At 68.6% G+C, this 12,322-nt stretch carries 14 protein-coding genes and 1 pseudogene; 5 read left to right on the forward strand and 10 right to left on the reverse strand.

Annotated elements, in window-relative coordinates; genetic code table 11:
• Positions 1-179 precede the first annotated feature (179 nt).
• The 6 genes and pseudogenes from SKC42_RS23715 to SKC42_RS23740 all read right to left on the reverse strand — a co-directional run bounded on the left by SKC42_RS23715 (position 180) and on the right by SKC42_RS23740 (position 5,588).
• Positions 180-1,085 (reverse strand): haloalkane dehalogenase, encoded by a 906-nt coding sequence (locus SKC42_RS23715; RefSeq protein ID WP_330966681.1) that lies wholly within the window; start codon positions 1,083-1,085, stop codon positions 180-182.
• A gap of 144 nt (positions 1,086-1,229) precedes the next feature.
• Positions 1,230-2,432, reverse strand: coding sequence for a MalY/PatB family protein (locus tag SKC42_RS23720; protein WP_330966682.1), 1,203 nt, complete (start codon positions 2,430-2,432; stop codon positions 1,230-1,232).
• A 107-nt stretch (positions 2,433-2,539) separates the two neighbouring features.
• Positions 2,540-3,529 carry an alpha/beta fold hydrolase gene (locus tag SKC42_RS23725; protein WP_330966683.1) on the reverse strand — a complete coding sequence of 330 codons (990 nt, stop codon included), beginning with the start codon at positions 3,527-3,529 and terminating at the stop codon, positions 2,540-2,542.
• Between the two features lie 214 nt (positions 3,530-3,743).
• A complete protein-coding gene (locus tag SKC42_RS23730; RefSeq protein ID WP_330966684.1) occupies positions 3,744-4,259 on the reverse strand; it encodes a lipoprotein LpqH in 516 nt (171 codons plus the stop codon).
• 91 nt (positions 4,260-4,350) lie between these two features.
• Positions 4,351-4,809 (reverse strand): hypothetical protein, encoded by a 459-nt coding sequence (locus SKC42_RS23735; RefSeq protein ID WP_330966685.1) that lies wholly within the window; start codon positions 4,807-4,809, stop codon positions 4,351-4,353.
• Positions 4,806-5,588 (reverse strand): annotated as a pseudogene (locus SKC42_RS23740) (SDR family NAD(P)-dependent oxidoreductase). Before SKC42_RS23740 ends, SKC42_RS23735 begins: the two are co-directional and overlap by 4 nt.
• 94 nt (positions 5,589-5,682) lie before the next feature.
• Between SKC42_RS23740 and SKC42_RS23745 the strand changes: the two are divergent.
• The 3 genes from SKC42_RS23745 (at position 5,683) to SKC42_RS23755 (ending at position 7,385) form a co-directional block, all read left to right on the forward strand.
• Positions 5,683-6,276 (forward strand): TetR family transcriptional regulator, encoded by a 594-nt coding sequence (locus tag SKC42_RS23745; protein ID WP_330966686.1) that lies wholly within the window; start codon positions 5,683-5,685, stop codon positions 6,274-6,276.
• 207 nt (positions 6,277-6,483) lie between these two features.
• Complete coding sequence (locus SKC42_RS23750; protein ID WP_330966687.1) at positions 6,484-6,915, forward strand: hypothetical protein; 432 nt, start codon at positions 6,484-6,486, stop codon at positions 6,913-6,915.
• Positions 6,915-7,385, forward strand: coding sequence for a hypothetical protein (locus SKC42_RS23755; RefSeq protein WP_330966688.1), 471 nt, complete (start codon positions 6,915-6,917; stop codon positions 7,383-7,385). The genes SKC42_RS23750 and SKC42_RS23755 overlap by 1 nt, the downstream gene beginning before the upstream one ends.
• A gap of 73 nt (positions 7,386-7,458) precedes the next feature.
• On the opposite strand, the gene SKC42_RS23760 is transcribed toward SKC42_RS23755, so the two are convergent.
• On the reverse strand, positions 7,459-8,259 hold the full coding sequence (locus tag SKC42_RS23760) for an alpha/beta hydrolase (protein WP_330966689.1): 801 nt from the start codon (positions 8,257-8,259) through the stop codon (positions 7,459-7,461).
• Between the two features lie 180 nt (positions 8,260-8,439).
• Here SKC42_RS23760 and SKC42_RS23765 point away from each other — a divergent pair, with 180 nt between their 5' ends.
• Positions 8,440-8,775, forward strand: a complete 336-nt coding sequence (locus tag SKC42_RS23765; protein ID WP_330966690.1) for a DUF732 domain-containing protein — start codon at positions 8,440-8,442, stop codon at positions 8,773-8,775.
• A gap of 1 nt (position 8,776) precedes the next feature.
• On the opposite strand, the gene SKC42_RS23770 is transcribed toward SKC42_RS23765, so the two are convergent.
• The gene (locus SKC42_RS23770; RefSeq protein WP_330966691.1) at positions 8,777-9,631 is read right to left on the reverse strand and encodes a sulfurtransferase; all 855 of its coding nucleotides are present in this window, start codon (positions 9,629-9,631) and stop codon (positions 8,777-8,779) included.
• Between the two features lie 207 nt (positions 9,632-9,838).
• On the opposite strand from SKC42_RS23770, the gene SKC42_RS23775 reads away from it, so the two are divergent.
• Positions 9,839-10,153 carry a DUF732 domain-containing protein gene (locus tag SKC42_RS23775; RefSeq protein ID WP_330966692.1) on the forward strand — a complete coding sequence of 105 codons (315 nt, stop codon included), beginning with the start codon at positions 9,839-9,841 and terminating at the stop codon, positions 10,151-10,153.
• 12 nt (positions 10,154-10,165) lie between these two features.
• Here SKC42_RS23775 and SKC42_RS23780 read toward each other — a convergent pair whose 3' ends face one another.
• The gene (locus SKC42_RS23780) at positions 10,166-11,305 is read right to left on the reverse strand and encodes a glycosyltransferase (RefSeq protein ID WP_330966693.1); all 1,140 of its coding nucleotides are present in this window, start codon (positions 11,303-11,305) and stop codon (positions 10,166-10,168) included.
• 219 nt (positions 11,306-11,524) lie between these two features.
• Positions 11,525-12,322: an acetolactate decarboxylase gene (gene budA, locus SKC42_RS23785; RefSeq protein ID WP_330966694.1), complete on the reverse strand. Its 798-nt coding sequence runs from the start codon at positions 12,320-12,322 to the stop codon at positions 11,525-11,527.

Genomic DNA, 12,322 nt, shown 5'->3' on the forward strand with positions numbered 1-12,322 from the left:
TAAGTAGCGCGAGCCCATCGGCTCTCTCGCAAAACGCCCATTGCGGAAACGCCTCACACGGGCGAGAGCGCCAACAAGCGATCAACGCTGTGTGAGTGGTTTGTGAGTCCACATGATGGACAGGGCCGCACACGGTCGTGTGCGGAGTGGCCCGGCTGCTGAGCACGCGGTGACCGCCGTCAGCGAATCGCCTGCTGCCAGGAAACGATGCGGTCGGCGAGTTCGGGACCGCTGTCCTCCTGGATGAAGTGGCCGGCGTTGATCCGGGCGTGCGGTTGGCCGGCCGCGCCGGGAACGTGCTTGATCAGGGGGCGGTCCGCGCGGCCGAGGATCGGGTCGCGAGAACCGAAGATAGCCAGGAGCGGCTTCTCCCAGCGGCCCAGTGCATCCCACGCCGCTCGATTGGCAGGAATTGCCGGATCGTGCGGCGAGGTGGGCACCAACTGTGGGAACGCGCGAGCCCCGGCCTGGTACCTCTTGTCCGGAAACGGCGCGTCATAGCCGGCCCGCACCTTGGGCGGGACCCTGCGCACAGTGGCCGTGGCGACGATGCGGCCTGTCGGCAGCACGGGGGAGTAGCGGGCGAAGGCACGCCAGAGGTAGAAGGCCGGCGGAGTGGGCCGCCGTGCGGTGGGCAGGAAGCCGTTGGCCACCACCAGGCGCGCGATGCGATCGCCCTGTTCGGCGGCGATCCGCAGCCCGATCAACGCCCCCCAGTCCTGCACGAACAAGGTGACGTCCGTCAGGTTGAGGCGCTCGAACCACGACGTGACCCACTGGACGTGCCGCAGGTACGTGTAATCCTCGGGCCGGGTGGGCTTGTCCGAGCGGCCGAAGCCGATGAGGTCGGGGGCGAGCACCCGATTGCCGGCGTCGGCCAGCGGCGGGATCATCGTGCGGTACAGATAGCTCCACGTGGGCTCGCCGTGCAGGAGCACGATGGGCGGCCCGTCTTCCGGGCCCTCGTCGAGGTAGTGCATGCGCAACGGCTGGCCGTCGCCGGCCGCCACGCTCAGGTAGTGCCCTACGAACGGGTATCCCTCGAGGTTTTCGAATCGGGAGTCTGGGGTTCGCAGCACATCCATATTCAGCTCCTCAGGTGAGCGGGCACCGGGTAAGCCTCTCTCCCCGTCGCGATTTCGTCTAGGGGCAGTTTCAGCGCATCCGGCGGGCTCGCAGGGGGCCGCAAGTCAGGGACATGAAAACATGCGATTTCGAGTGGTTTTGGCCTAGCGCGCGTCGGCGAGGGCCCGGCCCATGCGGGATACGGCCTCGGTCAGAATGGCTTTCGAAGTCGCGAAGTTCAGCCGCACGTGGCCGGCCCCACCCGTTCCGAACACATGGCCGGAACTGAGCGCGACGCGGGCGTTGTCGAGAAACCAGCGGGCGGGTCCGGAGAGATCGGCCACCACCGCGAGCTCGTCGGTGTGGGCTTCCTCCCCGATGCCAAGCAGCCGGCAGTCCAACCACGCGAGATAGGTGCCCTGCGGCCGTTGCAGTTTCACTTCGGGCAGGTGCTCGGCGACAAGTTCGGTCAGCAGCGTTCGATTCTCGTCGAGGCCGCTCAGCAGCGCGTCGAGCCACCTTGCGCCGCTCCTGAAGGCTTCGGCGTGCGCGATGACGCCCAGGTGGCTCGGGCCGTGGCTGACCTCCTCGGGCAGGCGGGCCAGGTCCGCCGCCGCCTCGGGACCCGCGATGGCCAGGGCCGCCTTGACGCCGGAGAGATTCCACGCCTTGGACGCCGACGTCAGGGCGAACGCGTCTTCGCCGCCGGGAACGGTCAGGTAGGGGACGAACCGCGCCCCGGACAGAATGACCGGCGCGTGGATCTCGTCCGAGACCACCCGGACGCCGAATCGCCGCGCCAGCTCGGCTACCCCACGCAGCTCCTCGAGGGTGTGCACGCAGCCCGTCGGGTTGTGCGGATTGCACAGCAGGTAGGCGACCTTGCCAGCCGCGGCGCGGGCGCGCGTGAACGCCTCCTCCAGGGCGCCGAGGTCGATGCGGCCGGCCGACCCGAGCGGTGCCTCGATCAGGCGCCGGCCGTCGTGCGACACGAACGCGTAGAACGGTGCGTAGACCGGCGGGTTGACGACGACGGCGTCGCCGCGGTCGGTGACCAGGCGCAGCGTTTCGACGACGCCGAGCATCACGTCCGGGACGACCGCGGTGCGGTCGATGTCCAGGTCCTGCCACTGCCAGCGGCGAGCGGCGAATTCGCTGACGGCCTCGGCGAGTGCGGTGCCGCAGGGATAACCCGTGTCGCCGCGGTCGATCGCCCGGCGCAGCACCTCGGCCACCGTCGGCGGCACCGGCACGTCCATCTCGGCCACCCACAACGGCAGGACGTCGGCCGGGTGCGCGCGCCACTTCATGCTGGTGCGGAGGCGCAGCTGGCTCAGCCTGAGTTCTTCGAGGGGGTTCGGTGTCACCCCGGCAGACTAAGCCGCGCGCCTGGCGAGTTCGCGTCCAACGTCGGGTTGACGCGTCCGAATTGGCGCTCTCCACCCGGCAACTCGACGCAGCCTGACTGCGGGCGCTAGGGAGCGCTGATGTCGACCAGGACCGCGCCGTCGGGACGGTTGCCCAGCGTTTGCAGCGCGACGTCGTCGCCCTGGGCCGTGAGGCGCACGATCTCGGCCAATTGGCCGGGGGCGTCGCACTGTAGGTAGTGGTCGGCGCCGGGCACCACCCAGTACCGGTTGCGTCCAGGCTTGTTCTTCAGGTATGTCTGCCACACGTGATTGGGCACGCGCAGGGGCGCGACGTTGTCGTGCAGCCCCCAGACCACGGTGGTGTTGACGGGGCTTGCGGAAAGCGCCTCGAGCCAACTGGTTTCGTCGGCGGCCCGCTCGTGGAGGTACTGGATGGTGTCGGGCAGCACGCGGACCCCGTCGTTGTGCGCGAAACACTGTGCCAGCGCCGCAATCTCCGGATCGTCCAGCGTGCGGCGCGGCATGAAGGTGCTGGCGCCCATGCCGGCCGCCAGCATCTCCGGTGTGGTCGCCGCCGCGGTGGGCCGCGCAGTCGCCGGGTCTAGCAGCGCGGCCTGGAACGCGGTGAGATTCGACAGCGGAAGGTAGACGTTGCCGTTGGTCAGGATCAGGTCGAGCGGGGCGGCGGGCGGGTCCAGCGCGGCCAGCATGCCGAGGGTGACCATGCCGACGCTGCTGCCGCGGTCGTGGGTGAGCATGCGGAAATCGCCGAGCTTCCACACCTGGGTGATGGCGTGGACGAGCAGGCGGGCGTCGTCGTAGAGCGAGTACACGTATGGCTCGGGCGGTTTGTCGGACAGCCCATAGCCGGGGAAGTCGAGCACGTAGATGTCGAATTCGGGATGCAACTCCTTGGCCAGCGCGAAGTAGTCGATGCTCGATGTCGGGAAGCCGTGCACCAGCACGAGGGCGGGCGCCCCGGGGGTGCCGCAGCGGCGGCTGAACACCGCCACCTCGCGACTTTCGTTGGCGGAAGTCGTCGACCGCCAGCGAAGTTCGGTGCCGCCGCTCTGCCATTCCGCGAAGATGTCCAAGCCGTCAGCATCGCAGACGGGGCCGCAATCGGACAACGGACGGGTGGGTGCCGCTGCTTCACAAATTTTCCGGTCTGTCTCATCTGCCCGCCTCGAAGCGACAACCGGTGGCGTGGGTACCCGCGCGCCCGACGTTGTCGCTATGAGGCGGGCAAAAAGCCGGCCCTCTCGCGGGGGGAAGTGTGGCGAGTAATCCGCCGGGCGGCAGCGGCTTTCAGGGGCAGTTCACATGGATGCCGAACGTCACCGCGTGCACGTCACCTTGATTGGGCGAGACGCCCTGGCCCGTCCCGGTCACCGTATAACTCTTGCCGTCCTTGGTGGCCTGCACCTGGGTCGCCGACTGGGGCGCCTGATAGGGCAGCCGGTATTCCCCGGAGCTGACCTTGAGCGAAATTCCGAAGCCGTCCACGCTCGGCGGCTTCTCGTCCGAGATCGCCATCGACACCGACGCCGACTCGTCCTGGACTTCGATGCGGGTGGTGAGGTCCCCCGACTCCGCCGGCGTCGCGTTGGGTTGCGCCGCCGCACTGGTGCACTTCACCGGCACGATCATCGTGTGCTTGTTCCCGTCCATCATGACGGTTGCGGTCACCGAGGCCGTGGTCGAGCTGGGAGCGGACGTCGGGTTGCCGCCGTTGCCCGAGCAGCCCCCGACGAGCACCACCCCGACACCGGCCACCGCGAGGACGATCCGCCTACGGGGCAGGCGAGGGCCCGAATTCGTCATCACACCTCCTCTGGTAGAACGCCGCGTGGACTATAGGTCGTGTTCGTGTCCGCAAGTTGCCATTTCTCCGGCGACGAATCAAATCGAGAACTTACGGCCGGGCCTCCCAGCTGACCATGCTGCGCAGCGGCCCGGCGAAAACGGGCCGCACGGCGCCCGATCGCCACCGCTCCTTGACGTGGGCGGCGAGCGCGCCGGTCGTGGTAAGCGGGTCGCCGTCGAGGTAGACGACGGTGATGTACTGGTGATCCGTGCTCCAGCCCGTGGGCAGATGGGTCCATCCGGCGCTGGAACCGAACGTCCGCTCGACGGGGTCGCCGACCAGGTAGTCCACCGCGTTGCCGACCTGTCCGAGCGGCCCGTCGGCCGCCAGGCGGTGGCCGGGGTAGTCGCCGTCGGCTATCCAGCGCGGTCCGTGCACGATGCCGGGCAGCTGGTACCGCTCGGGCATGTGGTCGAGCAGGTGCCAACGCAGATAGCCGCCGTCGTCGTCGGCCGGTGCGGCTGCGGTCAGGCTGAAGATGCCGGTCTTGACCCGATTGGTGCTCATCCCTGCATATATCCTCCGGCGTCGACGGGGATGGATTGTCCCGTGATGGTGCGGCTCTCGTCGCCGGCCAGGAACAGCGCCAGGTTGGCGACGTCCTCCGCCGACGAGATATCTTGCAGCGCAACGCCCTTGAAAAGCCTCGCGCGCAGGGCTGCGAAGTCGACTCCCTGTTCGTCGGCGCTGCGTTGCACCCATCGGCGCCACAGCTCGGTATCGATGGCGCCGGGCACGATGCAGTTGCAACGGATTCCGTACGGGCCGACCTCCAGCGCGACCGCCTTGGTGAACGCTCGAAGCGAGGCCTTGGCGGTCACGTAGTGCGTCTTGCGGACGATGCCGGCGTAGCTGGCGGTCGACGAGAAGTTGAGGATGACACCGCTGCGGCGCTGCAGCATCGACCGGTTGAGCACCTCGCGGGTGCACAGCATGGCGGCGGTGACGTCGATGGCGAGGGTCGCGTTCTAGTTGGCCAGGTTCTGTTCCCAAATCCAGCGATCCTCGCCGGGCGCCGCGGCGTTGTTGCACAACACGTCGACGTGGCCGAACTCGTCGACCGCGCGGCTCACCAGGGCGGCGACGTCGGCCTCGTCGGTCACGTCGGCGCGCATCGCGATCGCGTCCGGACCGGCCGCGAGGGCCGCTTCGCGCACCAGCTCCTCGCGCCGCGCGGCCAGCAGCACTTTGGCGCCCTCCCGCGCGAACACCGCGCCGAGTACGGGCCCCAGGCCGGTACTCGCACCGGTGATGATGGCGACCTTGCCGTCGAGCCGGCCCGTCATTGCGGCAATGCTACCGGGGCGGGGCCGCCGGTCGGCGCGCGATAGCCCGGAGGTAGATTCGAACAACGCTCGAATTCACAAATGGGGAGTGCCCGTGCCCGCAGCGAGCAGGCAAGTCGCCGTGCCGGCCGCAGTGCGGCGCGCCTACGGTGAGCTGGACGGCGCCGAAGTGGTGGCGGCCCTGCGCAACCTGGCGAGCCGCGTCGGCGTGCACGGTGTGACGATGCGGGAGCTCGCGGCCGAACTCGGCGCCGCGGTGCCCTCGGTCTACTACCACGTGCCGGGGAAGCGGGCGGCTCTCGAACTACTTGGCGCGTCGGTGCTGGACGACATTCCCGAGCCCCGCGGTGGCCGCTGGGACGCGCGGCTGACGAACCTCTATTGCGAGGCAAGGGAAGTCATCCTGAGCGTGCCGGGTGTGGCGGGCATCCTGCAGACCAGCGGCGAGACGGAGGCCGCGCGTCGGCTCGACCGTCTCAGCCGCTCGTTGATCGCCGAGGCGGGACTCGCCAAGTCCGAGGTGGCCGCGGCGCATGCGGTCCTGTACACCTACCTGCTGGGCTCGGTGAGCCTCGAGGAATCACGTCGGAAGGCCGGGGCACTACATGGCAAACGCCAAGGAATGAAACGATTTCGGGCCGGACTTCAGGTGATCGTCGCCGGCATCGAGTCATTCGCGCAGGAATGAGCGGAGGACCGATGAACGTTCCCAAGCCGACGCTGGTGGGATCCGTTGTCGCCGAGAACCTGACCAGCCGCGCCGACCGCGACGCCGCGGCGGTGCTGGACCCGGACACCTTCGTCAGCGGCGCGCCGTTCGAGGCGCTCACCCGGCTGCGGGTGACCTCGCCGGTGCACCCGGTTTCACCTTCCGGGCCTCCCCAGGGTCTGGCTGTTGACCAAGCACGCCGACGTCCGCTCGGTCAGCCGCGACACCGAGACCTTCACGAGCAGCAGGGGCAACACCCTCGTGGAGGTGGAGGCGACATCCAATTCCGCGATGCTGCCCGGCATCGACCCGCCCCGCCACGTGCACTACCGCAAGCTGATCAATCAGGGCTTCACTGTCCGCACCGTGCAGCGCCTCGAGCCGTCGATGCGTGAGGTCGCCCGCGGCATCGTCGCCACCATCGCCGACAAGCGCGACTTCGACTCCGTCACCGAGATTTCTGCCGAGATGTCGGGGTGCCCGCCGCGGACCGCATGGACGTGTTCCGGTGGAGCAGCGCCATCGGAAGCCTGGGCATCGATGATCCCGACTACGCGCCCACGCCGCAGGCGCTGGGCCAGGCCGCGGCCGAGATGTTCGCCTAATGCGGCGAATTAGTGGAATGCCGGCGCAAGCACGGCCTCACCGACGACATCCTGTCGGCGTTGCTGGCCGCCGAGGTGGACGGCGAGAAACTCAACCGCGATCAGCTCAACGAGTTCTTCCTGCTGCTGGCGATCGCCGGCAACGAGACCACCCGCAACACGCTCAGTCACGGCATCCTCGCGCTTTCCGGCCATCCCGACCAGCGGGCCTTACTGGCAGGCCGGCCCGACGCGATCAAGCCGGCCGTGGAGGAATTGCTGCGCTGGGCAACTCCGGTGATGGACTTTCGCGCTCATGCACTACCTGTCGGCCAACCGGGACGAGGAGGTGTTCGACGCCGCCGAACGGTTCGACGTCACGCGCCCGGACGCGGGCCACGCCGCATCCGGCGGCGGGGGTGCATTTCTGCCTCGGCGCGCAGCTGGCCCGTCTCGAACTGCGCGTGCTGCTGGAGGAGCTGTGTCCGAACGTGCCGGCTCTGACGGCCACCGGGCCGCCGGACCGGTTGCGCTCCTCGTTCTTTCATGGCATCAAACGCCTGCCGTGCAGCACGGGTTAGCTCCTGGCCGGCTCCCGCGCCTGCAGCCACGCGTGGATGCGTTCGGCGACCCCGGACCACCCCCGCTCGAGCATCATGTCGTGGCCCATGTCCGGGACGATTTCCGCCTCAGCCTGGTAGGCGGCCGCGGTCTTGTGGACCTCTCGCGCCGAGAAACAGGTGTCGTGCTCGGCTCCCAGGACGAGCACGGGGGCGGTGACGAGGTGTGGCTTGGGCAGGTCGAACACGAGCATGTCGAACACGTGCCTGCCCACATATTCCTCGCCGAAGTACGTGGCGAACCGGGCGACGTCGGCCTCGGGTGTCCCACCCGAGAAGAATGCCTCGCGAGCCAGGTCGGGCGTGCCGCAGATGCTGCGTTGCGATCTGCCCCGGGCCAGGTCGAGGCCAAAGCGCCAGGGGTGCATCCGAAATCTGCGGCCAAGGAACAAAGTGATGCCGCTCGGGGGGACCGCCGCGAGCAAGACGGCCGCCGGCGCGTCGTGGGACTCCAGATACTTCTGCACGACGAAGCCGCCCATGGAGTGGCCGATGACGACGGGCCGCCGGGGCAGGCCGTCGGCCACCGACGCGACGTCCTCGACCAGATCGGCCATCGAACAGAGCCGCAGCGGCTTCGGTGCGGCGCTTCGTCCGTGGCCGCGAAGACTTACGGCGACCGACCGGTAGCCCCGCCCGGCGAAGAAGTCGAGGAAGTGCTCGTCCCAGCACCAGGCGCCGTGCCAGGCGCCGTGCACGAAGAGCAACGGCGTTCTGTCGGATTCGGTGCGGGGTCCTTTGTCGATGACTTCGAGCATGCGACCGGCTCCTTCGGTGGTCACCTCTACCGCCGCTGAGACTAGCTGGAAAGACCTCACGAAGAAGAACAATCGGCGGCATCCGGTCGCACCCCGGGGAGATCGGTCGGGACCTCGGGCTCTGCGGCGTGTTACTTCCGGCCCTCGTCGCCGGCACCGACCCGGTGTGAGACTTCGGCGGTGACCGGTAGATCGGCGGAGAGATTCTTCACGTACGGGTTCAGCGCGCTGGCGGCCGCAATGTTCATGACCGCGGCTATGGCCCACGCCGACGACAAGGATGCGGACTTCGCGAACTACCTGGCCGAGCACGGGATCCACCTCGGTACGGCATCCCAGACCGGGAACATGGCGCGCACCATGTGCCAGGACCTCGAGGCGGGTTACAACCAGTCCGACGAGGTGAAGCAGTTGACGGAACACCAACTGAGTCAGGCCCAGGCGGAGTTCTTCGTCGGCGCCGCGACCGCGGAGTACTGCCCGAAATACCACAGCTCCAGCCGTGGCGGCTCCTGATCTATTCCGCGCCCCGACTCACCGGTCGGCCCGCGTCCGCGCACCACTCGGACCATGATCCCGGATACAGCGCGGCGTCACGGCCGCTGGCCGCAAGGGCCGCGATCGCGACGGCCGCGGTGACGCCCGACCCGCAATAGACACCCACCTCGCCGTCGTGATCGATGCCGCGCTCGGACAACAGCTTCCCCAGCTCGCCGTCGCCGACGAATGTGCCGTCGCCGGCCAGCACCGCGCCACTCGGCAGGTTCCGCGCACCCGGGATGTGCCCGGCCACCGGGTCCATGGGCTCGACGTCGCCCCGGAAGCGTTCGGGCGCCCGGGCATCGAGCAAGGCCACGCCGCCCGCGTCAATCCGCGCAGCCGTCAACGTCGCTCGTCCCCCCGCGTACAGATCGTCATGTGGCACAACGACGTTGCCCGGTTTCGGATTGACCGGGCCGTCGTCGAGCCGCCGTCCGGCCGACCGCCAGGCGGGCAAGCCGCCGTCCAGGATGCGCACGTTCTCGAGCCCAGCGGCCGTCAGCACCCACCAGGCGCGGGCGGACCCGGCCCTGTTCCAGTCGTCGTAGACCACCACCAGCTCGCCCTGCCGGACACCCCACCGGCGCGCCGCCGCCTCCAGGCTGCGCCCAGAGGGCAGCGGATGACGGCCGCGGCCGGTCAGTGTGTGGTCGCTGAGTTCGTCCTCGAGCGACACGTAGACCGCGCCCGGGAGGTGGCCCTCCAGGTACGCGGCGCGCCCGTCGGGCTCGTCGAGCCGCCAGCGGACGTCGAGAATGGTCACCGGGCGGCCGAAGTCGATGAGGTCGGCCAACTCAGTGGCCGAGATCAGCACCCGATCGCGAACATCCACCGCCGAAACCTCCCTAAGACAAAGTTAAACTCCAACCGAACTAAACGTTAACGGCATGTGCAGCTTTGGGTTTCCACGAGCATGCCCCGAGCGGGCTATTGACCGTCGACCCGCTCGCACGGAAGTATTACGCACATCCGGGGGTAATTCCTCGGACCTTTGTGTTGGGTCCGAGCTGACGTGGAGCTTCGGGGAGTGATGAGCGAAATGACCAAGAAACTTGCAGCGTTCGCCGTTGGCGTGGCACTGGCGGCCATGGCGACCCCCTCGACCGTGGCGCGCGCCGACTCGACGGACTCGGACTTCGTCCAATACCTCGAGTCGCACGGCATCCACCTTGGGAATGCCGTCAACATGGCGCACGTGATGTGCCAGGACCTCGACGCCGGCTACACCCAGAAGGACGAGGTCGACCAGCTGACGGGTTCGGCCAAGCTGAGCCAGGCGCAGGCCGAGACGTTCATCGGCGCGGCCACCGCGGACTACTGCCCCGGCAAGCACAGCCCCAACAAGCCCAGCTGACCCGCCGCCGCTCTACGCGGTGTGTTCGGAGCCGTCGGGCCGATCCCCCGGCGCGCCCAGTGAGGCCAGCATCCCCGCCGCGGCCCGGTGCCAGGTGAAGTCTTCGGCTCGGCGCCTCGCGGAGGAGCGACGGTGATACTCGGGCCGGCTGACAATGGCGCCGACGGCGTGCGCGATGGCGGCGGGGTGGTTGTCGGCCAGCTCGCCGCTGTCCGGGGTGACGATCTCGCTCAATGCCGACGTGCGCGAGACCACCGCGGGCGTCCCGCAGGCGAGTGACTCGAGGGCGGCCAGCCCGAACGTCTCGTGGGGGCCGGGCGCCAGCGTGACGTCGGCCGACGCGAGCAGGCCGGCCACGGTGTGGCGGTCGTTGATGAAGCCGGTGAAGTCGATGGGGAGCCGCGCCGCCTGGCGCTCCAGCCTGGCCCGCAGCGGACCTTCACCCACGACGACGAGCCGGGCGTCGACGCCGGCGTGGTAAAGCGCCCCCAGCGCGTCGATGCTCCGATCGACGCGCTTTTCGACGGACAGCCGGCCGCAGTGCACCAGCAGCATCTGCGTCGGGGCGGCCCAGCGCCGCCGCACCAGATGAGAGTGCCGCCGGGGATGGAAGGTCTGCAGGTCGACCCCCAGCGGCACGGTGACGGTGTTGGTGGCGCCGATGCGGTCGAATTCCTCGCGCGCGAAGGCGGTGGTGCACACGACGGTGTCGTAATCGGCGGCCGTGCGCGCGTTGGCGAAATCGGCGAACTTCTGCGCCGGCCGACGCGGAAGCACCTGGCCCACAAGGCGATCCAGTCGCTCGTGGGAGATCATGACTGTGGTTGCGCCGTATTCGCGGCCCCACCGCCCCAGCGAGCGCAGCGTGAGCCGGTCGGACACCTCCAGTGCGTCGGGTTGCAGCGCTTCCAGCAGCGCCTTCACCGGCCCGGGCAGCACCGCCCGGTAGCCGCCGGTGAACGGAATCAGCTTTGCGGGCAACGTGATTCGCACCACACCGCTGTACAGGCAGGCGCGCTCGGTGCGCTGACCCGGGACGATGAGGAACACCTCGTGCCCGTTGGCGCAGTATTCGGCGCCGAGCCGGTCCACCGCCGTGCGAAGCCCCCCGGAACGTGGGCCGTAGAAGTTGGCGACCTGCACTACACGCATACTGGTGAGGACACGCGGCGCGCATGTGCAGTCAACGATGGTGGACCGACGCGTGCCTGAACACTCCATGAAATTTCGCCCGCCCACGCCCGGGGCGCGGAGCTAATCATGTCCTCATGACGGGGTTGCGCGATTCGCCGCCGGCAATGGTGGAAGCGCGCTCGCCTGCGTCGCTCCCGGATTCGCTGTGCCGGGAGGAGATCCGCTGGTGACGTGGACCTAGTTCGAATCCGGTTCGCGGCTGCTGCCTTCGGCCTTGGTGATCAGTTCCGCCAGGTCGGGGCGGGACAACTGGGCGCCTAGGAATGGGCCCGAGGTCGGCAGGCTCAGGTGCAATTGGGAGGCTCCGCTGATGGCGATGGTGCCGCGATCGAGCGCGAAGTCCAGGATGTGGCCGCCGGCGGTGCGCTCGTCGTTGAGGAAGTGCAGGTGGTAACCGGCCACGGAAATGCCTTGGTCGAAGTCGGGGGTGCGGAATCCGACCGCCGTGCCGGACACGTCGGTGAAGGTGGTCTCGGCCTGCTCCTGGATCGCCTGCATCACGGGAGGATAGGGCTGTTGTTGCGCCATCACCGTGCGGGTGCGTAACTCGGCGAAGTGTCCGGTGATGCGGACGACGTAAATCAGGTTGGGGCTCTCGATTCGACGGTCGATCGCCGCCATCGCCGCGGCGCGGTCGGTGCGGGTGTCGACGGCGATCTCAAAGTCGCTGTGAAACCGCGTGACCGCCGCGAACGGAGTGCGGTCGGTCGGCGCGGCGCGCCCGGCGCTCCCGTCGGCGCGCAACCGGTAGCAGACGCCGTCGAGGATCACCATCTCGCCGTCGAGCTGGTTGAAGGTGCCCAACCCGAAGTCGCCGTGGCGCAGGATGTCGGCGACGGTGACGTCGCCGTCGTAAACGCCTCCAAGCAAAGCGCCGATCGTCGAGAACTGGAACACTTCTTCGCCGTCGTGGTGGCGGAGAAGCGAAGTGGCCCAATGCCGGAAGCGTTCGTACGGGTTCGGATGCGTGTCCAT

This window comes from Mycobacterium sp. 050134, from assembly GCF_036409085.1.
GTDB lineage: Bacteria > Actinomycetota > Actinomycetes > Mycobacteriales > Mycobacteriaceae > Mycobacterium.